20 protein-coding genes are annotated in these 22695 nt (G+C 62.5%); 6 read left to right on the top strand and 14 right to left on the bottom strand.

From position 1 onward, the window contains the following. Positions 1 to 12: 12 nt before the first annotated feature. Positions 13 to 321, top strand: coding sequence for a hypothetical protein (locus AC1DVN_RS11585; protein WP_283301934.1), 309 nt, complete (start codon positions 13 to 15; stop codon positions 319 to 321). A gap of 15 nt (positions 322 to 336) precedes the next feature. Here the strand turns inward: AC1DVN_RS11585 and AC1DVN_RS11580 are convergent, their stop codons facing one another. The 7 genes from AC1DVN_RS11580 to AC1DVN_RS11550 all read right to left on the bottom strand — a co-directional run bounded on the left by AC1DVN_RS11580 (position 337) and on the right by AC1DVN_RS11550 (position 8272). After that, a complete protein-coding gene (locus AC1DVN_RS11580; protein ID WP_477846227.1) occupies positions 337 to 1011 on the bottom strand; it encodes a pyridoxine/pyridoxamine 5'-phosphate oxidase in 675 nt (224 codons plus the stop codon). 25 nt (positions 1012 to 1036) lie between these two features. Next, a complete protein-coding gene (locus AC1DVN_RS11575) occupies positions 1037 to 1537 on the bottom strand; it encodes a nuclear transport factor 2 family protein (protein WP_020970307.1) in 501 nt (166 codons plus the stop codon). Between the two features lie 97 nt (positions 1538 to 1634). Next, entirely contained in the window at positions 1635 to 2276 is a 642-nt protein-coding gene (locus AC1DVN_RS11570; protein ID WP_019744674.1) for a TetR/AcrR family transcriptional regulator, read from the bottom strand. 21 nt (positions 2277 to 2297) lie between these two features. Beyond that, positions 2298 to 4034 carry an ABC transporter ATP-binding protein gene (locus AC1DVN_RS11565; RefSeq protein WP_259121022.1) on the bottom strand — a complete coding sequence of 579 codons (1737 nt, stop codon included), beginning with the start codon at positions 4032 to 4034 and terminating at the stop codon, positions 2298 to 2300. Further along, positions 4031 to 5968: an ABC transporter ATP-binding protein gene (locus AC1DVN_RS11560; RefSeq protein ID WP_477993807.1), complete on the bottom strand. Its 1938-nt coding sequence runs from the start codon at positions 5966 to 5968 to the stop codon at positions 4031 to 4033. The genes AC1DVN_RS11565 and AC1DVN_RS11560 overlap by 4 nt, the downstream gene beginning before the upstream one ends. Next, positions 5965 to 6834, bottom strand: a complete 870-nt coding sequence (locus AC1DVN_RS11555) for an ABC transporter substrate-binding protein (RefSeq protein ID WP_060939779.1) — start codon at positions 6832 to 6834, stop codon at positions 5965 to 5967. The genes AC1DVN_RS11560 and AC1DVN_RS11555 overlap by 4 nt, the downstream gene beginning before the upstream one ends. 55 nt (positions 6835 to 6889) lie before the next feature. After that, positions 6890 to 8272, bottom strand: coding sequence for an MFS transporter (locus tag AC1DVN_RS11550; RefSeq protein ID WP_477993806.1), 1383 nt, complete (start codon positions 8270 to 8272; stop codon positions 6890 to 6892). An 84-nt stretch (positions 8273 to 8356) separates the two neighbouring features. Between AC1DVN_RS11550 and AC1DVN_RS11545 the strand changes: the two genes are divergently transcribed. Beyond that, entirely contained in the window at positions 8357 to 8995 is a 639-nt protein-coding gene (locus AC1DVN_RS11545; RefSeq protein WP_477846230.1) for a TetR/AcrR family transcriptional regulator, read from the top strand. Between the two features lie 71 nt (positions 8996 to 9066). Then, positions 9067 to 10041: an ABC transporter substrate-binding protein gene (locus AC1DVN_RS11540; RefSeq protein ID WP_477846231.1), complete on the top strand. Its 975-nt coding sequence runs from the start codon at positions 9067 to 9069 to the stop codon at positions 10039 to 10041. 1 nt (position 10042) lies between these two features. On the opposite strand, the gene AC1DVN_RS11535 is transcribed toward AC1DVN_RS11540, so the two are convergent. Genes AC1DVN_RS11535 through AC1DVN_RS11515 form a run of 5 tightly spaced genes read right to left on the bottom strand, consistent with a single transcriptional unit; the run spans position 10043 to position 15012 of the window. Beyond that, on the bottom strand, positions 10043 to 11083 hold the full coding sequence (locus AC1DVN_RS11535; protein WP_477846232.1) for an ABC transporter substrate-binding protein: 1041 nt from the start codon (positions 11081 to 11083) through the stop codon (positions 10043 to 10045). Further along, entirely contained in the window at positions 11080 to 11931 is an 852-nt protein-coding gene (locus AC1DVN_RS11530; protein ID WP_438472257.1) for an ABC transporter ATP-binding protein, read from the bottom strand. Before AC1DVN_RS11530 ends, AC1DVN_RS11535 begins: the two co-directional genes overlap by 4 nt. Before the next feature lie 23 nt (positions 11932 to 11954). After that, positions 11955 to 13004 carry an iron-enterobactin ABC transporter permease gene (gene fepG, locus AC1DVN_RS11525; RefSeq protein WP_019744683.1) on the bottom strand — a complete coding sequence of 350 codons (1050 nt, stop codon included), beginning with the start codon at positions 13002 to 13004 and terminating at the stop codon, positions 11955 to 11957. Beyond that, positions 13001 to 14128 (bottom strand): Fe(3+)-siderophore ABC transporter permease, encoded by a 1128-nt coding sequence (locus tag AC1DVN_RS11520; protein WP_428690815.1) that lies wholly within the window; start codon positions 14126 to 14128, stop codon positions 13001 to 13003. The genes fepG and AC1DVN_RS11520 overlap by 4 nt, the downstream gene beginning before the upstream one ends. Next, on the bottom strand, positions 14125 to 15012 hold the full coding sequence (locus tag AC1DVN_RS11515; RefSeq protein WP_445387140.1) for a siderophore-interacting protein: 888 nt from the start codon (positions 15010 to 15012) through the stop codon (positions 14125 to 14127). The genes AC1DVN_RS11520 and AC1DVN_RS11515 overlap by 4 nt, the downstream gene beginning before the upstream one ends. Positions 15013 to 15270: 258 nt before the next feature. Here AC1DVN_RS11515 and AC1DVN_RS11510 point away from each other — a divergent pair, with 258 nt between their 5' ends. Both AC1DVN_RS11510 and AC1DVN_RS11505 read left to right on the top strand, forming a co-directional pair. Next, positions 15271 to 16929: an ABC transporter ATP-binding protein gene (locus AC1DVN_RS11510; RefSeq protein WP_477846233.1), complete on the top strand. Its 1659-nt coding sequence runs from the start codon at positions 15271 to 15273 to the stop codon at positions 16927 to 16929. Beyond that, positions 16926 to 18683, top strand: coding sequence for an ABC transporter ATP-binding protein (locus AC1DVN_RS11505; protein WP_477846234.1), 1758 nt, complete (start codon positions 16926 to 16928; stop codon positions 18681 to 18683). Before AC1DVN_RS11510 ends, AC1DVN_RS11505 begins: the two co-directional genes overlap by 4 nt. 43 nt (positions 18684 to 18726) lie before the next feature. Here AC1DVN_RS11505 and AC1DVN_RS11500 read toward each other — a convergent pair whose 3' ends face one another. Next, complete coding sequence (locus AC1DVN_RS11500) at positions 18727 to 19551, bottom strand: helix-turn-helix domain-containing protein (protein WP_003946247.1); 825 nt, start codon at positions 19549 to 19551, stop codon at positions 18727 to 18729. Between the two features lie 139 nt (positions 19552 to 19690). On the opposite strand from AC1DVN_RS11500, the gene AC1DVN_RS11495 reads away from it, so the two are divergent. Next, positions 19691 to 21181, top strand: a complete 1491-nt coding sequence (locus AC1DVN_RS11495; RefSeq protein WP_070795925.1) for an acetyl-CoA acetyltransferase — start codon at positions 19691 to 19693, stop codon at positions 21179 to 21181. Positions 21182 to 21247: 66 nt separating this feature from the next. Here AC1DVN_RS11495 and AC1DVN_RS11490 read toward each other — a convergent pair whose 3' ends face one another. Then, positions 21248 to 22486, bottom strand: coding sequence for an HNH endonuclease signature motif containing protein (locus tag AC1DVN_RS11490; RefSeq protein WP_477846235.1), 1239 nt, complete (start codon positions 22484 to 22486; stop codon positions 21248 to 21250). Positions 22487 to 22695 lie beyond the last annotated feature (209 nt).

Genomic DNA, 22695 nt, shown 5'->3' with positions numbered 1-22695 from the left:
GAGGACCTTTCAGTGCCAGCTTCAACACGCGAATCATCGAGGACACTCGAGACTCGGAGTCGCACCGTCGTACGGCGCGACGCGATGGGTGTAGCCGCCGTTCGAGTGGCCGGTCGACTCACCCACACCGAACTCATCGCGAATCAGGCCTCACCCTCGAGCACGCATTCCTCCGATCCCACGATGGATCTGGACGAGTTGCTCACGATGCTCGGCAGCTACCTGTTGTCCTCGGGGTTCGAACATCCCGAAATCCACGCCAAGCTCGGTGGACAGTCGATCGTCGTCAACCTCGTGTCGCCGGAGATCAGCGCCAGCTGAGCTCGACCCAGCTGTTCAGGGCCACAGCACTGCTCGTGTCCATGCTCGGTCCGAGCCGCGCCGGTACAACCATCGCTGATGCCGACGCCCGGAGTCTGCCTGCCAGAACTCGACAGACTCCGGCTCGAGGCACCACGCACGCCAGTCCTTCGACACGAACCCCGGGTCGTCACTGATTCTTGCTTCCGCAGCGGCCACCGATGTGTCGTACGCCCCTAAGTCTTCGAGCACCTCGCTCTGCTTACTTGCCGTCGCCACCGCCCTCGCAGTGACGGAGCGTTCGACGAAGTCTCGCCTTCGAAGTGCGTCGTCGCCCTCGCGAACCAACCCGCGAATCCGGACCTGCTGGCCCGTCTCACGCCAGTAGAAGGCGAGCGATGCTCGCGGATTTTCTTTCAGCTCAATGCCTTTCGGCGAAGCAGCTGAACCAGAAAACCAGAACCCGCCCTCGGTCACGTCCTTGAGGATGAGGAAGCGGGAATCGGGCATACCGTCACTGTCGACGGTCGCGAGCGCACACACGTGTGGCTCGACGACGCCGAAGGCCACGGCCGCACGGAGCCAGTCGAGGAACAGCTCTCCCGGCTTTTCCGGAAAATGTTCAGGCGCGGGCGGCGGAGTTCCGGTCAGTGCGGGGATACCGCGAATCCACGTCCGTACGTCAGGCAGCGAAAAATCTGCATCAACCATGAGCCGACTCTAATCGCGGGCGGCCTCAGGAGACGTTGCGAACTACCGAGTCGCCGAACGACGGTTGCTGCAGCAGCGCCCACTTGTTGGACGTCAATCGGAAACTCGGCATGTCGGCGAGCGCCACCACCGATTCCCAGGTCCGCTCGTAGCTCGTGTGGGAGATTCGCCATTCACCGTCGCTGCAGCGGGTGTATCTGTCGTGATAGAAGGCCGATCCGCGAAGAAGCATGCCGTCTTCGGGGATCACCACAGTGTCCGCGAGGCACCAGATCCCGGTTGCGGTGTCTCCGTCGACGTCGATCTCGGGTTGCCCGCACTGATGTTCAGTGATGACGTGTGATCCGAGGGTGTTCTCGAGGAAGGAGACGAACGAATCTCGGGAATCGAAACTGAGTTGTTCTCCGTAGATCGCGGTGGCGTCGACGGTCAGAGTGTCGGCAAATTCGACCCACGATTTGGTGTCCAAGGCGCGTGCGTATCGGTACTTGAGTCTTTGGATGAGAACAATCGCTTCGAGATCCATGATCCCCGCCTCCCGGTGCAGCAACCACCCGTCCTATGTGTGCACATTAGCCTGTATCACGCCGAAACGGGCATTACTCTCAAAGCTAGTAGAAATGTCAGCCGATAACACGCTTTTCCAGGCCGTCGAGCATGATCGTGATCTTCTCGTCCAACCAACCTCGCCCGTGCCACGTCGATTCGTCGCCGATCCCCTCGACCAACGACTCCGACGCATTCCAACTCTCCTGATACGCCTGGCGCGCAGAACGCGAATCCGCGGAGCTCACGGTCTTGTCCATCGCCGCCATCATTGCGAACTGCGTCATGGTCACCTCGGAGATGAAGTCCACGGCCAGGACCGCGTCATGTGGTGTGAAACCCTGCGCAGTCAACGAACCGACCAGTTTCTCCACGATCTCGATTATCGCCGGTGGCGTGCCCGGAACTGCGAGACCGACCTGGGCTAGACCTGGATAGCGCTCGAACGAGGACCACAGAACGTCGCACAAATCCGTCAGAAACTCACGCCACGGACGATCCGTGTCCGGCCATACAGTCTGACGCACAACGTGATCCGCACAAGCCCGCAGCAGCGCTTCACGGTCCGCGAAGTAGCGATAAAGTGCAGAATGGCTGACGCCCAGACGTTTTGCCACACTCGGCATGGTCAATTCACTCAGATCACCAGCCAGGGCGGCCTCGACGATGTCCACTGTCGACAACGTCGGCGGCCGCCCCGTCTTCTTTCCGGTTTGCATTCTGCTCAGCCTGCCACCTGCTCAGCCCGCTACCAACCGCCATCCCGACGCACGGTGGCGCTGGTTCCAGAACGCGGCGTAGTTCCCACCGGCTGCGAGCAGAACTTCGTGGGTTCCCACTTCGACGATCGATCCGTCGTCACCGAGCACGATGATCTGGTCTGCGGCCACGACAGTCGACAGCTTGTGCGCGATCACGAGCAGTGTGCTTTCACTGGCGAGTTCCTGCATCGCACGCTGTACATGGGCCTCGTTCTCGGGATCGAGCGCGGCCGTCGCCTCGTCGAGCAGAACGATAGGTGCGCGTTTGAGGAGTGCGCGCGCGATGGAGACCCGCTGCCGCTCTCCACCGGACAGTGCCGTCCCGCCCTCACCGACGCGGGTGTCCCAACCCCGCGGAAGTCGCTCGACGATTTCCGCGACGCCCGCGATCCTAGCCACGTCGAAGACGTCATCGTCCGTGGCTTCGGGGCGACCGAGGCGGATGTTCGCGATCAACGTGTCGTCGAAGAGGTACACGTCCTGGAAAACCAAGGACAATTGTGACATCAGATCGGCACTCGTGAGGTCCCGCACATCGACGCCGCCGACACGCACCACCCCCGAGTCGACGTCGTAGAAGCGCGAGATCAGCCGGGTGACGGTGGTTTTGCCAGACCCTGACGGACCGACCAACGCCGTCAGCGACTTCCGCGGCACCTCGAAGGAGATGTCCCGCAGCACCTGCCCACCGTCCGCGTAGCCGAAGTCGACGGCGTCGAACTGCACGGCTGTCTCCCCCGTCGGCTGCCCGCTGGTATCGGGTTCTACCAGTGGTTCCACTTCGAGGATCTCGGACATCCGACGGATTTCGTTGCGTGCCATTCTGATTGCACCGCCGAACTCGCCGATCTCACCCAGCGGCTGGATGAACCGTGCGGTCAGGCCGAGTAGCGCGATCAACGTGACAGGGTCGATGTCGCCGCCGAGCGCGAGGAATGCACCCAGGATGATCACGGCAGAGAAGACGAATTGCAGGGCGATCCCGTTGACCACGGACCCGATCACCACGAACCACAGTTGTGAACGACCCGCAGTGTGTTGCGCTTCGATCGCGTCGTCGAGCGGTTCGTACACCCCGTGTGTGCGTCCGAAAGCACGCAGGACCGGTTGGCAACGAGCGTATTCGAGCACTCGATTGTTCGATTCGACGGCTGCGGCATGTGCCCGATCGTCGGCCTTGGCAGTCATCGTCGAGGCAAATCTGGCTGCCGCGAACAGAATCGGAACGCTGACCATCAGTGCCAGCCCGAGCCGCCAGTCGAAGAACAACATGCACACGACAATGGTTGCCGGGCTGGCGATTCCGGAGATGATCGGTGTCATGAGGTGCGCAGCCGCCCCCATCACCGAGATGGTGCCCTTGCTGGCAACCTGCGATACCTGGCCGAGTCGGCCGGCACCGAACCAGCCGAGCGGCAGAGTGACGAGATGATCTCCCAGGCGCAGATGCATAGTCCTCAGCAGCGTGAGGGCCGACTCGAATCCCTTCATCGCCTGCAGGTAATGCGCAATCGAACTGATCACGGCGCACACGGCCATTGCGGCGAGCCACCGAAGGAAACTGCCCCAGTCCTGATCGAACAGTGCCTGCACCGCCGGGACCAGTAGCGCCACTGCCAAACCTTGCATCACGCCGTACAACACTGCCCACACCAGGAACTCGCGATAACGGCCCTGATTCTGCGGGCCGAGTATCCGGAAGAGGTCGCGAATCATGAGTTGGCCTTTCCTGCTGCGTCAGACATACCAGCGATGCTGTCGGCCCGACTGTGTTCAATCGAGTCGGCCCGACTGTGTTCAATCGAGTCGGCCCGACTGTGTTCAATCGAGTCGGCCCGACTGTGACTCGCCCACATCCGGGCATAGGTTGAACCACTCGCCACAAGCTGATCGTGTGTGCCCTTCTCCACGATCCGTCCGGCATCGAGAACCACGATCTGATCGGCGCTCACGATCGAAACCAACCGGTGCGCGATCACCAGCACGGTGCGCCCCACCGTCAAGCGCGACAACGCCTCCTGGATATCGGCTTCGGACTCCGGATCGGCGAAAGCGGTTGCTTCGTCGAGCACGAGAACAGGAGTGTCCGCGAGAATCGCACGCGCAATGGAGACCCTTTGGGCTTCACCACCCGAGAATCTGGCGTCGACCCCGACCACGGAGTCGTAGCCTCTCGGGAGCGCTTCGATTCGGTTGTCGATCTGCGCGGCTGCGGCAGCGGCCTTCACCTCAGCCGAAGTCGCCTGCGGTCGGGCAAGCCGAATGTTGTCGAGCACGGTCGCTTCGACCAGCTGCACGTCCTGCAGAACGAATCCGACGTGGCGGTACAGCTCGTCGGTCGCCACGTCCCTGACGTCGGCACCACCGATGGCCACGGATCCGGCACGCACGTCGTGGAACCTCGGAACCAGCGTTGCCAGCGTCGACTTACCCGAACCCGAAGGTCCGACCAACGCCGTCACCGTGCCCTCCGGCAGCGTCAGATCGATGTCGGTCAGAACGTCGGCGCCGTCGTCGTAGGCGAAAGAAACTCCGGAGAATCGAACTTCATTCCCCGCGGGACTTTTCGGATGATCGGTTTCCGGCAGCGCCTCGGTCGAGAACAGCGCAATCAGTCGCGCCGCAGCGGCGGCTGCCTCTCGGCGAGCCTGCATACCGAAACCGATGGTCGTCACCGACACCGGAATCACCATCGCGACAAGAGAACTGGTCAGCACATCGATGGGTGACACCCATCCGGAGTGGACGAACCACGAGCCGAGGCCAAGGTTGACCACCAGCACTACCGGTGCGCTCAATGCAATCGAGGCCAGCGCCTCGGTCCGGAGCATCGGGCGAACCCAGCCCTCGTACGAGAGTGCAATTGCCTTGGCGGCGTCGCGGTACCGGGAGTGTGACTGCTTGTCCTGACCGAAGGTCTTGACCACTGCGATACCGGTGACGAACTCGACGATGGTGTTGCTGATGGCCGCGATGCCCTCATTCATCCGGCTCATCTTGACGGCCATGTCCTTGGTCATCGTCGCGTAGGCGATCATGTAGATCGGGAGCGTGGCAATCGCGACCAATCCCAGACGCCAGTCGATCGAGATCACGTAGCCGAGTCCGACGAGCGGCACTGCGATGGCTCCGGTGGTCTCGACGGCGCTGTGCGCAACCAGGTAATGGAGATCGGAGATGTCGTTCTGCGCGGCTTTGCGCACGGTTCCGGACGAGTGGGAGGTGAACCAGCCCAGGGGAAGTCGACCGAGAGTCGCTGCGATTCGACGCCGCAGCACCGCCTGCAGATTCACATCGGCGAAGTGCGTCACGATCAACGCACCGCCTCCGAAGAACGCACGCATACCCAGACCGAAGACGACCACCCACACGATCGTCCAGACACGGGACGAGTCGACGTCACCGCCCACGATCAGCGTCTTACCCAGTTCGGCGATGGCCACGTACGGCACGATGGCGGCGACCGCGGCGATCACCTGCATCACCATCGCGATGGTGGTCCGCGTGCGCACTGGAGCAAGGAGTTCGCGAAGCGCGCTCTTGTGCTCCGCCGCTTCAGCTTTGGCTTGCGAGGCTTCGGCCGCCGCTCCTTGTGATACGTCGGCCTCTTCAGATGAAATGTCTGCTTTCGTGGCCTGTGTCGTCGTCATTTCGAGAACGCCTTCCATCGGGTAACTGCGTCGGCGTCGGATGCGATGCGTCCTTGGAGCTCCGCGCCGGTGAGTGTGCGATCGGCAAGTGCCTCGAGGTCTTCGAGGATCCAGTAGACCGCGAAGGGATAACTGCCGAACCAGAGTTCGCCGCTGACGTCTGCCGTGCGCCCGGCCTGCACCGCAGGGATCTCGTTGAACAACGGATTTGCGTGTACCAGTGCGCCGCCGTAGATGTTTCCCGAGGTCACGACCATCGCGTCCGCCGCGTGCTGCCCGACCTCCTCTCCCGACACCGAAGACGTGGCGACACCTGTGTTCGGTCCGATCTTCGCGTCGAGTTCGGCTTGTGGACGCCTGAAACCGGCTTCCTCGATGATCGAGGACATCGGCGACTGTGGGATGACGGTGTAGATGCCGCCGGAGAATCCCACCAGCACGGACAACGTCTGCGGTTGCGCCTCGACCGTTCCGGATCCTTCGGCAAATTTGGTCTCGAGCCTCGACACGATTTCGCGAGCTTCGGACTCTCGACCCAGTGCAGTCGCCGCGGTATTCAGAACTTCGCGCCACGGCGCCGCATAGGCGAGCACCGTCGTCGGGGCAATCTCGTTGGCCTGAGCCGTGATCGACGTCAGCGACCCGACGTCACTGAGCAGGATTCTGTCAGGATCGATTGCTGCGATCTGTTCGACGTCGGGTGACTCGAAGAACGTCGGTTTGTCGACGACCTCTATGCCCTCGCTCTGCAAGATCTCCTTCGCCGCCTGTGATTGCAGGGTGGCAAAGACCGTATCGGGCTTGACCCCAAGTGTGAGCGCGTTGAGTGCTGCGAACTCGTCCAGTGCGCCCCACTGCTGCCGCATCCTTCTCTCCCCGCTTTAGTTACACACTGTCTCGATTAGGGGAGCCTACAATAACTCAGGCCGTTTGTGCAGCCCTCGTCACCGGAAGTGCAAACGCCGGCAGACACGCGACAACACTGATGACTGCGCCCATCACGAACGCCGCCCCGAACGAATCACCGGAAATACCGATCGCCAGGACTGCTGTGGTCACCGGCGCACCCACCGCCGATCCCACGGTCCTGATCACGCTGTTGACACCACTGGCCGCTGCCATCTCCGGTGGCGGCACGATCGAAGCAACCAACAGAGCACAGACCGCGAACCCCACGCCGTTCCCCAACCCGACGAGGGAGAAGAACAGCACGATCGCAACCACCGAACTCGGCCAGATTGCAAGTCCGATCGCGCCCGTCGCCATGAGTGCCAGCGCTGTCACCGCCGGTACTCGCGGCCCGTATCGCCGCGCGAGAGCCGGCGTCAAACGCCCGCCGAGAAAGACGAGTACAGCGGCAGGCAAGATCGCCAACCCGGTCTGCACGACAGTGAATCCGCTTCCGTACGTGGACGTGTCCGGCGCCTGGAGGATCCGCGGCAGGCAGAGGTAAAAGATGTACGGCACGAATCCGAACACCAGAGTGAGTGCGCTGGTGATCATCATCGGTTTGTCCCGAAAGACTCGCATGTCGACAATCGGCGCGTCGTGGCGGGAATCGACGGCAATCAGTGTCGCGAACGAAACGAACGCGATCACAACCAGACCCCAGAATCCGAGCGACAGAACTCCCCAGTCGGAGGCTTTGGTGATCGCCAGGAGCAGGCTCACCAACCCGAACGCGAGTGCTCCGGCACCGACCCAGTCCGTCGGCATACCCGGCCGGCGATGCGAACCCGGAACCACGGCCACCACCGCGACCAATGCGAGCACGATCAAGATCCCGGTGATCACGAACAACCACTGCCAACTGAGATACTCGAGAATGACACCGCCGATCACCAGTGCACTTCCGGCACCGATTCCCAAAGTCCCAGCGAGCCAACCTATCCCCGAAGACAACTCGGGGCCCACTACCGTTCTCCGCAGCACCGCCATCGCGAGCGGGAAGCTCGCCATACTCACTCCCTGGACGGCCCGAACGACGAGCAGCACCCCGATGTTCGGCGCTGCCGCGGCGGCGAATGTGGCGAGGGCAAAGATGATCAGAACGATCACCAGAACTCGCTTGTCGCCGAACCGGTCACCCATTGCCCCGACGATCGGAGCCATCACCGCGGCCGCCAACAGATAGGACGTAAGAATCCACCCGGTCACCGCCACGGACGTGTCGAAATGCTCACCCAACACCGGCAACGCCGGTACCAGCATCGTCTGCATGAGCGAGTAGACGAGTACCGCTCCAGCCAGGGCTGCGATCACCCGGCTCCCGGATCGCGTGGGCGCCTCTGCCAAGGTCGTCATCGACACCTTCCTCCAATCATGAATCGAATCGGAACGGAACACTCCGTTCCGATTGAGTAAACCATGCATTGCTAGCCTGTGGGAATGGCGAAAGAGAATGCGAGCCTCCCCGGACGCGCCCGAGAAGCCGCAGACAACGACGTCACCGTGCTGCGAGCGGCGCGCGAAATTTTTGCCGAACAGGGTTGGAATGCACCGGTATCGGCGATTGCCGCACGGGCCGGAGTGGGCGTCGGCAGCATCTATCGCCGATACCGAGGCAAGGAGGAACTGGCGCAATCCCTGCGCGTCTGGGCGATCGATCACCTCGCCACCCTTGCCCGAGAGTGCGTGAGCACCGCGAAAACCGATGAAGCCGTATTGAAGACGTTCTTCTCGCGATATCTCACCGAATCGATGGGACCGCTCATTCCGGTCCTCGGCGGCAGGTTGCCTGAACACGCCGAAGTCACTCGTGCCGCCGAAGAATTGGAGGACGCACTGCAATCCATGGTCGACGTCTGCATCGACGCTCACGAAGTCCCGCCCGGCTTCACTGCTGCAGACGTCATGCTCATGACAGTGCATCTGCGGCCGACTCTGCCGATCGAGGGCGATCGAGCCACCGAAATACACACGCGTTATCTCGATTTCATGCTCGACGGACTTCGTGGCGGAACACCTCAACCGTCGATCACTCCCCCATCCTGGAGCGAATGGCTTCAGATGTGGCAGGGCACCTGACCCGGAGAACACCCGAACGGAACATCAGGTTAGGCTTACCTAGCTTAGTTCGCCATGTTCGGAAGGTTTTCATGAAACTCACCCGCCGGTTCGCCGGATTCGCCGCACTACCCGCCGTCGCCGCACTCCTACTCACCGGTTGCGGAAGTAGCGACGCATCACCTTCTACCGAGACCAGGTCCGCCGACCAGTCCTGGAGTTACACAACGGGATACGGAAACACGATCACCCTCGATCACGCCCCGGAGCGGATCGTCGTCGACGCGTATTCCGCTGCTGCGCTGTGGGACTACGGTATTCGGCCGGTCGGCATCTTCGGTTACGGCGTCGGCAATCCCGACGTCACCGATCATACCGACGAGTCGACCATGACGGTCGTCGGCCGTGAAGGCGAACTCAGCGCGGAAGCACTTGCGGCACTGGACCCCGACCTCGTCATCGGGTACGGCAACAGTGACGACCCGACACGCTGGACTTGGTGGGACGAGCCGATGGGCAACACCGTCAACAATGTTGCACCGTTTGTCGGTGTCAAGTTCTCCGGAGCCTCGACACCGGACGTGTTGAGCGAATACGCCTCACTCGCCGAAGCTCTCGACGGGAACACCGACACAGCCGCAGCACGCGAGGGCAAGGAAGCATTCGAATCCGGTGCAGAGCGCATCCGAACTGCCGCGGCCAAGGTCGACGACATCGAAGTCCTCGCCCTGAACGGTGACAGCTCCGAGTTGTACGCAGGCACAACGGCGCTCGCCCAGTTCGGTTATCTGAAGGAACTCGGCGTGAAGTTCACTGGACCGGGAGGCGACAAAGGCTGGGCCGATCTCAGCTGGGAGCAGGTCCCGGATTACCCGGCGGACATCGTGTTCCAGTTCGCGAAGTCGGCAGAAGCATTCGCAGCATCACCCGTGTTCGTCAAGCTGCCCGCGGTAACCGCGAACCAGGTGATCGACTTCGACGACAAGCGTCCCAACACCTACGCCAATTACGGCGCCTGGTTCGAGCAGGTTGCACAACTACTCGACCAGGCCCGCAACGTCGCCTGAATTACTGCCCAGCAGTGATTCGCCCGGCCGCTTCCTCGAGAACGTCGAGGAAGATGGCCGCGGTGAGCGCAAATCCTTGGTTGTATCGCGCGTCGCTGGTCAACACGTTGCCCGCTTGAACTGCAGGCAACCGCTGCCACGTCGGCTGCGTCTTGATCGCGTCGAGTGCTTCCTGATCGCGAGCTTGGGCGATGATCACATCCGCCGGAGCCAAGGTGTCGAGTTGCTCGAACGACAACTCGAACGAGTTCTCTGCATTGTCGTCGTCACGGAAAAGCACGTTCAGGCCGGCATCGATTGCAACACTGATCCGCAGATTCCGCTGATGCACAAGGAATCCGGTCGGCGTCTGAACGCCGAACACGATCTTCTTTCCGCCCAGCTTCTCCTGCAACATGGGTCGCAGTCTCGCGAGCTTGTCGTCGTACTCCGCGATGGAAGCCTCGGCGATTGCCACACGGTCGAGTTGGCTCGCCTGCGCCATCAGCGCACCTCGCCAGTCGACCGGGTGTCCGGCGATCGGTTCGACGTCGTCGCCGACGACCAACAGTGGCGCGATGGAAGACAAGCGCTCGGTGCCGTACCAGTCACTCGTGTAGCCGATCGCAGTGATGACGATCAGATCAGGCTCGAGAGCGAGCAGAGCCTCGAAATTGGTGGAGAAGTCGCCCGCGACGTTGACGAAGCTCGCGTCCTCGATGGTGCGGCCGGGAAACTGGAATCCTGCCTTGGCATCGGGGAACCAGAAGTTCCCCGAACCGACGATCGGGTAGTCCATCATCATCGCGAATTCGAGGTCGACGCGTCCGTCCAGCACCACAACGCGCTTGGGGTCGCGGGGAACGTCGCCGCTGAACTCGCCCCACGTGTACGGGAGAGTGTCACTGGCCGAGTCCGACTCGGCATCCGAAGTTCCACACGCACTCAGCGCCAGTGCTGCAGCCACACCGGCTGCGCCACCGAAGAATCGGCGCCGTGAAATGCGGTCGACGATCTGAGCCCACTCCGTGTCGGTGACCTGCGTATCCAGGACGAGTGTCATACGTTTGCTCCTTCGATGTTTCGCTGACGCTCGCGTCCCAGCGGAATGACAAGCGGTGTATGGGAAACCGGATCGTCGATGATGCGGCACGCCATGCCGAACACCTCCTGCACCAGTTCTTCGGTGATGATCTCCGCGGGCGGGCCTTCGGCGACCACGGCGCCGTCCTTCATCGCGATGATGTGAGTTCCGTAGCGGCACGCGTGATTGAGATCGTGAAGCACCGCCACCAGCGTGTGTCCGTCGTTCTCGTTCAGATCGCGGCACAGCTCCAGCAGCTCGATCTGATGCGCGATGTCGAGGAACGTCGTCGGCTCGTCCAGCAGCACCAACGGAGTCTGCTGCGCGAGAACCATAGCGACCCAGACACGTTGGCGCTGACCACCGGACAGTTCGTCGACCGGCCTTGCCGACAGATCCGTGACCTTGGTTGCCTCCATCGCCTTGATGACGGCGGCCTCGTCCTCTCGCGACCACTGACGGATCAGCTTCTGATGCGGATAACGTCCTCGCGCAACCAGATCGGCGACCTTGATACCGTCCGGGGCGATCGACGTCTGCGGCAGAAGCCCGAGCCGCCTCGCAACTTCCTTGGCCGGGTACGACGTGATCGCTTTGCCGTCGAGAAGAACCTTGCCGGTGGTCGGCTTGAGCAACCGGGACAACGCACGCAGAAGTGTCGACTTGCCGCAGGCGTTGGGACCGACGATGACGGTGAAGCCACCGTCGGGGATCTCGACGTCGAGGTGCTCCGAGATGACGCGCTTGTCGTACCCGATCGTGACGTCCTCGGCGCGAAGCCGATTCGTCTTCTCAGCCACGACGCCCGCCGCACTTGCCTCGTTCACGCTGTTCCTCGTTCCTTCACCGATCACTGCTTACGGGCCTCTCGCGCGAGAAGCCATACAAAATAGATGCCACCGATGGAGACCGTGACGACGCCGACCGGCAACTGTGTCGGTGCAAAAGCTCGCTGCGCCACCCAGTCGCTGACCATCAGCAACGCGCCACCCATTGCTGCCGACGGCAGCAGGGTCACTCCGGCACTACCGGTCAATCGCCTCACCAATTGCGGAGCCGCCAGCGAGACGAATCCGATCGGTCCGGCCGCTGCTGTCACCATGGCCGTCAGAGCGACACCCAGAACAACCAGGGAAAGCCGCGTGGGTTCGGCCCGGACGCCGAGCGCCTTGGCGGCGTCGTCGCCCATCTCGAGCATCTGCATCCGCCTGCCCAACACCAGGATCAGCGGAACGAGGATGGCCAGCACGACGACCACCGGCCACACCTGAGTCCAGCCGAGACCGTTCAACGAACCGGCACCCCACACTGCCGCGGCCATGGCGTCGTCAAGTTTCGCCTTGAGAATCATCCAGGTGTTGACCGAGCCCAACATCGCACTGATGGCGATACCGACGATGATCAACCGGAATCCCTGCACACCACGCTTGTACGCAAGGAGGTAAACCACTGCTGCGGTCGCGATTCCGCCCACCAGAGCACCGACTGCGATCTCGTAGTAAGTACCACCGATGAGGAGGATGACCACAAGGGCGCCCGTGTACGCACCGGAGTTGAAGCCGATGATGTCTGGGCTACCCAACGGGTTCCTGGTGAGCGATTGGAAGATCGCACCGCTCATGCCGAGTGCCGCACCGAGCATCAGCGCCAACAGAACTCGGGGCAGACGCCATTCCACGACAACCATGTGGATACGCGCGGGAGCCTCGCCGAACAGTGCGCCGAGGACGTCCCCGATCGGCACCTGGTAGTCACCACTACCGAGGGCGATGACACCGATCGCCAGTGCAAGCGCAACGAGGATGAGGCAGACCGTGACCGTGCGGACGTCGATCCGCGCGGACCACCCTTCTTTGGGTGAGCGCACCACCGTGGTGGGGCGCCCGAAATCGATGCTCACAGACCGCTCACCTTGCTTCGACGCACCAGCATGATCAGCACCGGAGCTCCGATGAATGCCGTGACGATGCCGACCTGAAGTTCACCCGGGCGCAGCACGATTCGGCCGACGACGTCGGAGAAGAGAAGAAGAATCGGCGAGCACACCAACGTGTACGGGAGAATCCATCGCTGATCCGGTCCGACGAACCATCTCGCGACGTGCGGAACCATCAAACCGACAAATCCGATCGGGCCGGCCGCAGCTGTCGCTGCGCCACACAGCAAGGTCACCGCGATGACGCCGAGGATACGAGTACGAGTGATGTTGGCACCGAGCGAACGTGCCAGATCGTCACCCAAGGCCACGGCGTTGAGTTGGCGCGCCAACGCGAGCGCCAGGAAGAGCCCGATGAGAATGAAGGGGGCAACAGCCAGAACGATTTCCAACGAACGTCCGCTGAGTGAGCCGGCATTCCACTGGCGCATCTGGTCGAAGGCGGTCGGGTTGAGCAAGGTGATGCCGGACGAGATGCCGCCGAGCACGGAGCCGATGGCAACACCGGCCAGCGTCAGCCGAATGGGCGTCGCACCACCTCGGCCGATCGAGCCCAGCGTGTAGACGATCGCCGTGGCTATCACCGCTCCGAGGAACGCGAACCAGATGTACGACCAGATGCTGGTCAGGCCGAAGACCGCGACGGCGACAACCATCGCAAAGCCTGCTCCGGCATTGACACCGAGAATTCCGGGATCAGCCAAGGGATTTCGTGTCATCGCCTGGATGAGGCCACCGGCCACGCCGAGCGCCATGCCGACTATGAGACCGAGCAGAGTACGCGGTAGTCGCAGGTCACGGATGATCACGTGATCATTGGAATCGTCGTAGTTCACCAGCGCGTCGATCACGGTCCCGAACGGAATGGTCTTCGATCCCACCGCGATACTCAGAAGGAGCACGGCGGCGAGCACCACCAGGCACACCAGAAGACCCGCCATACGACGAGAGTTGGTCGATACCAGGCCGTCCGGTTGCTTCTGCTTCTCTTGCAGCGACTCGTCGATCAGTTCTTCGGTGTGTTTGTCGACGGCTTTCTCGTCAGCCGCACTCTGGTCGACGGCACTCTTGTCTAATCCAACGGTCACAAGCCGGCGCTCTCTAGAGTCTTCTCGACCTCGTCGCGGATCTCTTCCTCGTCGCGGTCCGATTCCCAGGCCGCATCGAGTGCCGCGCGGACACTCTCGTCGAGGGCCTCGTACTTCGCGTTCCAGACCTCGGCCTTGTACGTCCAGTAGCCGATGACCTTGTACTGCTCACCCGGCAACTTGAGTTCGTGGCGAAGGTACTTGCGGATGTCACGGAGCATCGTGCTCTCGCCTGCCACCCACACGTATCCGAGTTCGGTGGGCAGGTTCATCGCGCGAACCGCGTCCGGCAGCTTCGACGGTGCAACACCGTTGCCACTGCCGACCAGCCAGATGAACTCGACGTCGGCGTCCGAGGTGATCTGCTGCTTGTGCGACTCGTCCACCACCTCGACGATCGCCTTGGCCGACATGCCGGCCGGCAACTGTTCGATCAGACGACCGAGTGCGGGGAGTCCGGTTGCGTCGGCGACGAACACCTGCCAGCGTGCGTCGGCCGGCGGCTCGTAGAGGCCACGAGACTCGCCGATCGCCAACTTGTCACCGATCTCGGCTTTCTGCGCCCAGTCGCTGGCGATTCCGCCCTCGTGAACGACGAAGTCGATTGTCATTCGGCTGGTTTCGGCATCGAACCGTCGCACGGTGTACGGCTGGCACGGGGACGGTTCCTCGCCCTCCGGGTACCGCCAACCGCGCGGTGCGTCCGGATCTTCCGCAGGTAGAACGAACTCGCCTGTAGCCGGGACCGGGAAGTGGAGGCGCAGGTATTCGTCACCGGTACCGGTGGTTTCGAAGGCGGTCAGTTCCTCCCCTCCGAACACGACACGAACCATTCCCGGGGTCACGTACTCCTTGTGAAGTACCTCGCCGAACACAAGACTCACAACAATCTCCAACATCGATGGAACATGAACCGGACCCGAACACAAGGATCAAATCCGACTTCCGGACATAGTTAACCCGCGCTAAGTAAGGTAGACCTTAATTTATTGCAGTGTTGTCGATGAGTCGATGCCTTCTCCGCTGCAACGGGGCCAACTACTATCGCAATTCGGCCAACGCAATACATATGGCCTGTTCACGACAAGTATTGGCACCGGTGTGACTTCTGACTACCGCCCACGATCCCTAGCGTGGACCCAGTGCCTTCGACACCACTTCTTTCGGCCGAGACAAACGGTCCCCCAACCGGCCCGGCGATCACGCCGCGCCAGGTAATCACACGCGCGATCGCTTCCGAAGGTCGCGGAGCCAAGTTGGCGGCGGCGTCCGTCGGCTTCACCGGCCACCAGGTCGCGGAAGCGTTGGTGCCGGTGGTGATCGGTGCGGTGATCGACCGTGCTGTCGCGACCAGCGATGCCGCCGCACTCGGAAAGTGGATCCTCGTTCTCGGAATTCTCTTCACCGGCTTGTTGCTCAGTTGGCGCTTCGCGGCACGCATCTCCGATTCCGTCACCGAGCACGGTGCACATCGCTTGCGGATGGACATCGCGCGCCGAGGCCTCGATCCGCACGGCATGTCGCCGCGGCGCATGCCTGGCGAGGTCTATTCGATCGCGACGTCCGACGCGGGTTCGGTGGCCGGATTCACCCACACGCTGAGCACCAAGCTCGCCGCGGCTTGCGGAGTACTGACCGCAGCGATCTCGCTGCTGGTGATTTCGGTGCCACTCGGCCTGCTCGTCATTCTCGGTACGCCCCCGGTGCTGGCTCTCATGCAGGTGGTCAGTCGACCGCTCGAACGCCGAGCCGAGACCGATCAATGGCAGGGCGCCAAGGCCGGTGCCCTGGCCGCAGATCTACTTTCCGGACTTCGAATCCTCTCCGGCATCGGCGCCGGAGATGCTGCAGCGCAGCGGTATCGGGGAGCCAGCCGGACTTCGTTGGAAGCAACCCTTCGCGCACAGAGATACCAAGCGATGTACTCCGCCGCCAATGTTGCGATCGCCGGCGCTTTCCTCGCCGTCATCGCGTACGTGGGTGGACGGATGGCAGCGTCCGGGAGCATCTCGGTCGGTGAATTCGTTGCCGTGGTTGGTCTGGCACAGTTCCTTCGCGGTCCGTTGATCGACATCATCTACTTCGGCGCCGGCCTGGCACGGGCGCGTGCTTCCGCCAACCGCGTCGCAGCACTTCTCGGGACCACCGAGGCTGTGACTCCCGCGGGTGAACCTGTGCCCCTGAATCACTCGGAGTTCCTGACGCTGCGTGACGTCGTGTTGGCCGGAGCATCACCAGTCGATCTCGACGTCAAACGCGGCGAGATCATCGGCATCGTCACCGAGAATGCAGCTTGGGCGGATGCGTTGGTCGACGCACTGGCGCGTCGAATCGAGCCTTCGAGCGGAACAATTCATCTCGGCGACAACGCCATTCACGAGCTGCACATCGACGAACTTCGCACTCACGTTCTGGCAGCACCGCACGACGCGACACTGTTCATCGGCACAGTCGGCGACAACATCGACGCCCTCGCACCGATCGGTCGCCGCAACGACGAGGCCATCGCCGCTGCCGCCGCAGATCAAGTGATCTCGGCACTGCCGCTCGGCCTCGCCACCCGAGTCACCGAGCAAGGGAATTCTTTGTCCGGCGGACAGCGTCAGCGCATCGCGTTGGCGAGGGCACTGGCGAGCGAAGCGCCCGTCCTGGTGCTGCACGATCCCACCACTGCCGTCGACTCCGTCACCGAAGCGCGCATTGCTCGCGGGATCGCCGAGGTACGCGGGGCGCACGCCACAATACTTCTGACCAGCAGCCCCGTGCTGCTCGATATCTGCGATCGGGTGATCGAGCTGTGAACGAACTACTCCCCACCGCAACACCGAAACAAGCGCGCCGCGCGGCACTTCGGTTGATGGGACCCCACCGGATCTCCGCGATCGCAGCAGTCGTCACCCTGACCGCCGCGACCGCGATAGGTCTGCTCACACCGCTGGTCCTCGGCGCCATGGTCGACGCCGTGACCGACGGAGACGGCGACGCTGTCTCTCGCATCGGCACACTGACTCTCGCGTTGGTCGGCATCGCGGTTACCTCGTCCCTTCTCGTCGGAGTGAGCAACTACCTGCTTGCCGGTGTCGGTGAACGTGTTGTCGCCGACCTGCGCGAAGAAGTTGTCGTCCGGGTTCTCGATCTTCCCCAGAGCGACGTCGAACGCGCCGGGCGCGGAGACCTGGTCTCCCGCATCACCGGCGACGTGCGGTTGGTGACTCGGGCCGTATCCGAAGCCCTTCCGGTTTTTGCCACCGCGGCACTGACCATCGTGTTGACGCTGATCGGATTGGGTAGCCTCGATTGGCGATTGGCTGTCGCCGCGGTGATCGCGGCACCCATCCAGATCCAGGCGCTGCGCTGGTACCTCTCGAGGTCGGCACCGGTCTACCGCGAGGAGAGGGAGGCAGAAGGTGCACGTGCGCAACAGCTCCTGGACTCGCTGAGCAACTCCGACACCGTCGGATCGCTTCGCCTGGCCCAGCCACATCTCGAACAGATCGAATCTCGATCGATGGCCGCCGTCCGCCTGAGCTTGTTGACCACGCGTCTACGCACCAGGTTCTTCGGCCGGCTCAACATCGCGGAGTTCATCGGCCTGTCCGCTGTGCTGATCACCGGCTTCTGGCTGGTGAAGGACGGTCAGATCAGCATCGGTGCCGCCACCGCCGCAGCCCTGTTCTTCCACCGCCTCTTCGATCCGGTGGGCGCGGTTCTCAGCGTGTTCGACGAATTGCAGGAAGGCACAATCGCGTTGGCTCGCCTGGTCGGAGTCACCCTTGCGCCCCTGCCATCCGCACCGACCGATCCGCAGGAACCTGTCGACAGCTCGGCGTCTTTGGAACGCGTCACCTTCTCGTACCGAAGCGGCGACGCTCCTGTTCTGCGAGACATCCACATCACCCTTCCGGCAGGAACCGTCACGGCGCTGGTGGGCGCTACCGGAGCCGGAAAATCGACAGTCGCAAAACTGGTCGCGGGGACCTACGAACCGACCGAAGGCGTCGTGAAGATCGGGACGGTGCCCCGGAACGAACTGCCACCGTCGACCTCTCGGAGCGCGGTGGCCCTCGTGACTCAGGAGGTCCACGTCTTTGCCGGCACGTTGGCCGAGGATCTGCGGCTGGCCGACCCGTCGGCAACCGACAGCGACATCATCGCAGCGCTCGATACCGTCGGCGCCTCCGATTGGCTGCGGGCACTCCCGGACGGACTCGAAACCGTCGTCGGAGACGGTGGACACCGGCTGACCGCAACACAGGCCCAACAACTTGCGTTGGCAAGAATCGAATTACTGGATCCGCCGCTGCTGATTCTCGACGAGGCGACCGCCGAAGCGGGCAGCGCCGGAGCCAAGGTCCTCGACGATGCCGCTCTCGCCCTGACCCGGGGTCGCACTGCTGTCACAGTGGCACACCGACTCTCACAGGCCGTCGACGCCGATCAGATCCTGGTGATGGACGACGGCCGCGTCGTCGAGCACGGCTCTCACGACGAGTTGGTCAACCTCGGGGGTCGGTACGCGGAACTGTGGGAAGCGTGGTCCGCGCCGCGGCGTTGACCGCGACGGTTGCACCGGGCACTTCCGCCCGGTGCAACCCAACTCAAGCGTGCAGGAGATACGGCACCGATTCGGGAGCCACGCTCCCCTTGTTCATCATGCTGCCGGGTGTCCGGCCGGTGACCCGGCGGAACACTGCGACAAAAGCACTCGGAGTTTCGTATCCGACCCGCCTACTGACAACCGAAACCGGCACGCCAGCAGCCAGGTACGTCAGTGCTGCGCGGACACGAACCTGAATTCGCCACTGTGCAAAGGTCATTCCCGTGCCCTGAGCGAATACACGCGTCAGCGTACGGACGCTACCGCCGGCCGTCAGCGCCCATTCGGACAGCGACCGCTGGTCTGCCGGATTGGCGACCAACGCTTCGGCGACGAACAACGCTCGCGGATCGGTCGGCATCGGAACCTCCACCGCAGCAACTTCGAGCGGCTGCAACATGTCGAAGGCCACCCGCTCGGCGCGACTGCGCGCCTCGTCGGGCATGTTCCGCCGATGCATGTGCAGGAGTACCTCACGCAGGAGAGCGCTGACACCGAACAAGCCCGGAACACCCGACGGCGCGGCGTGCGCCTCAGGCCGGAAGTACGTGCAGAAGAACTCGGTACCTGGGCCCGCCTTCACGGCATGCAACGCCCCGGCAGGCAGCCACAGTCCGGCCGAAGGCGGCACCTCCCAGGTGATGCCGTCAGCGACAACCGTGAGCATTCCACCGGAGTTTCCCCAGATCAGCTCATGTTCAGGATGACGATGCGGGGCCCACTGCCGCTGATGAGAGAGCTTCAGAGTCACCGTTGTCATCGAGTAGGGGTGATCGATGGAACGCGGCCCCACGGGCACCGAAATTCTCTCTGCCACAGCTGTCATGAAGACGAGTATAGGACTTTCGTTAGGCATACCTAAATAGGAACCCGAAAATTGTTGACTGTGACCCCGGAGTTACACATACCGGGGTCCCCGATATCGTGACTGCAACTCCCGGCTACGGGTCGGCAACGAGAGGTACATGATGGTTGACGCATCACGAATCCCGGTCATCGTCGGCGTCGGCGATCTGCGCTGGAATCCTGCCGACGGGCACCGCGAACCTCTTGACTTGATTCACGACGCCACCGTCGCCGCGTTGAACGACAGTGGACACGCTGAACTGGGAACACAGATCGATTCCGTGTTCGCGATCAAGACAGTCAGCTGGTCGTACGACGATCTCCCCGGGCTGCTTGCCTCACGATTAGGCGCGACCCCCACTGTCACCTCTACCTCGCCGATCGGTGGCCACTGGCCGGCGGCACTCCTCGATCGGATCGGCGCGGCCATCGCTCGCGGTGAATCCTCGGCTGCTCTGCTCGTGGGCGGCGAATCGCACGCCAGCAGCACCGCGCTGCGAAAGTCCGGAGTCGCTCCCGACTCGATCGGGTGGACCGCTGCGCCCGGTGGGCCTCCCGGATTCGATCCGGCCGACCTGGGAAGCCCTGAAATGCAGCGCGCCGGTTTCATCGTGCCGACGCGCGTCTACCCGCTCTTCGAGAACTGTTTCAGTGCTGCCGAGGGCCACGGCGCCCGCGAATCGCTCGCCTGGTCCGCGAAGATGTACGCCGCCTTCTCGGAACTGGCATCGAAGAATCCAGCCTCCTGGACGTCGGAGATCCGATCGGCAGACGAGATCGGCACCGTCGGACCTGGCAATCGGATGGTCTCCGAGCCGTACCCGCTGATGCTCAACGCCATGCCCTTCGTCAATCAGGCTGCGGCCGTTGTCGTCTGCTCGTTGTCGACCGCCCGCGAGTTCGGGATCGATGAAAGCAAACTGGTGTACCTCTGGGGCGGCGCTGGTGCGAGTGATCCGTTGGACATCCTCAGCCGCAACAGCTTCGACAGCTCGGCCGCGATGCATGACGCCGTACATCGCACACTCGATGGTGCCGGAGTCGGCGCCGACGTACTCGACATCGTAGATGCCTACAGCTGCTTCCCGATCGTGCCCAAGCTGTTGATCCGCGAACTCGGACTTCCCGATACTGCGATCCCAAGCGTCACCGGAGGTCACTCGTTCTTCGGCGGACCGCTCAACAGCTACACCCTGCATTCCGTCGCTGAAGTCACCAGGCGAATTCGCGACGGCGCGAACCTTGCCCTCGTCCACGCCAACGGTGGATTCCTCACATACCAGCACTGCGTACTGCTGTCGGCCGCCGCTCATGCCGACGGGTACGTCGGTGACCCCGACGCACGTGCTTTGACCGCGGAAGCTCCGGAACTGATCACCGATTACCAGGGCACTGCGGAAATCGTCACTGCCTCTGTCGAATACGGTCGCACTGGCGAACCTGAGATCGGGTTCGTGATTGCAACAACGCCGGACGGCGGCCGCGTCGCCGGTCACACCGGTCCCGAGAATGCCGCCGAACTGACCCAGCTTCGCGGTGACAACCCGGCGGCGATCGGGCGGACCGTTCATATCAGCGACGAGAACGGGAAGCTCACGCTCACGTTCTGACGGTCGACAGCCGTGAGCACCGGGGCATGTTTGTGCCCCGGCGCTCACGTCTTCAGTTGTCGCGATTCACGCCGCGGTGGGCGGACTGTTCCCGCCGATCGGATGCTGGTGCGGATCAACCGACATCGGTGGGTAGAACACCGACTTCCGATCCGGGCCGATCTCCACCCGCCACTCCGTATGATGCAACGTCCGATGATGATGACCGCACAACAAGATCAGATTGTCGAGATCCGTTGGACCACCATCATTCCAGTGAACAATATGATGAGCATCGCACCACCCCGACGGCGTCCCACACCCCGGAAACGCACACCCACCATCACGAACCGCCAACGCCCGCCTCTGCGGCACCGTTGCTGTTCTCGCTTCCTTACCGCAGTCGAGCGGAACACCATTCTCATCCAGGAGGATTCGGGTGACGGTGCAGTCGCACGCCAGCATCCGGGCAGTGTCGATGCTGATCGGGCCCACCCAATCCGTCCACGCAAACCCGAGTTCCTCAGTGGACGGCAGGAGGTCTTTCAAAGCTTGCAGGTCCGTCATGTCTTTCGCGCTGGCGGTGACCGTGATGTGTGGTTTCACTCCGCCTTCGATCGGGCCCAACCCCGCTCGCTCGTACCGGCGCAACAGTTCGCAAAACCCGTCCGCACGCCGTAATGCAGGCGTGCGGGTGTCCTTCACGCCGTCCTTCTCCGGCGTCGGAGCGGACAGACTCGACAACAAGGTGATCAGACGCGCCCCGTTCACAGCATCCAAGTCGCCCTTCACAGTTACTCTGCCGTACAGGCCTTTCGAGGCGTAGAACTCGTTACGTTCGGAATCCTCGCCGACCGGAACACCGTCCTCGCGTTTTCCGTACTGCTTCTCGATCCGCCGAATCGCCGCCCGCACCGCATCACAATCCGCGATGTTCTTCGACGCCAACCCCAACAAGATCCCGCGAGCCTTGTCCACATCCGCCAGGGTCATGTTCTTCGGTGGATGCTGACAAAACGACGCCACCTGACGCGCTTTCAACGCATCGACATCACCCCGGTGAAACGCATCGCCCACAACAGGTTCGAGCATCAACAACCGCGCCAACCCGACCAGCAGACTGCACTCACCGATCTCCAGATTCGTCGAACCATGCAACCACTGCGCGATCGCCCGAAAACCCTTCCCACCGAGCACCTCCCGGGAAAACATCTCCACGATCAGCAACACCAACCGCGACTGCAACTCGTGCCGGGCACGCACCAGATCCAGAACCTCACCCTTGAGGCCCTCACCATCCAGCTGCCATGCTTCCCGACTATCCATACCGAAAGTTTAATCGAACATATTTTCGATAGCCAGAGACAAAGCGGACAACTTCGGGAACATGAAGACTCGAGACCTGTTGAAGTACATCAACATTCACCTAGTCGTCCAATATCACGCGATAGAAGACATACCCCGCAAAACACACAATCGCAACAACACACAGCACGAGCAGGATGTCGAAGAAGACGGGCCGGATTGGGTTTCGG

The organism is Rhodococcus sp. P4_E4, from assembly GCF_056401575.1.
Note: the sequence above shows the minus strand (reverse complement) of the source record. Positions and strands in the feature narration are given on the sequence as shown.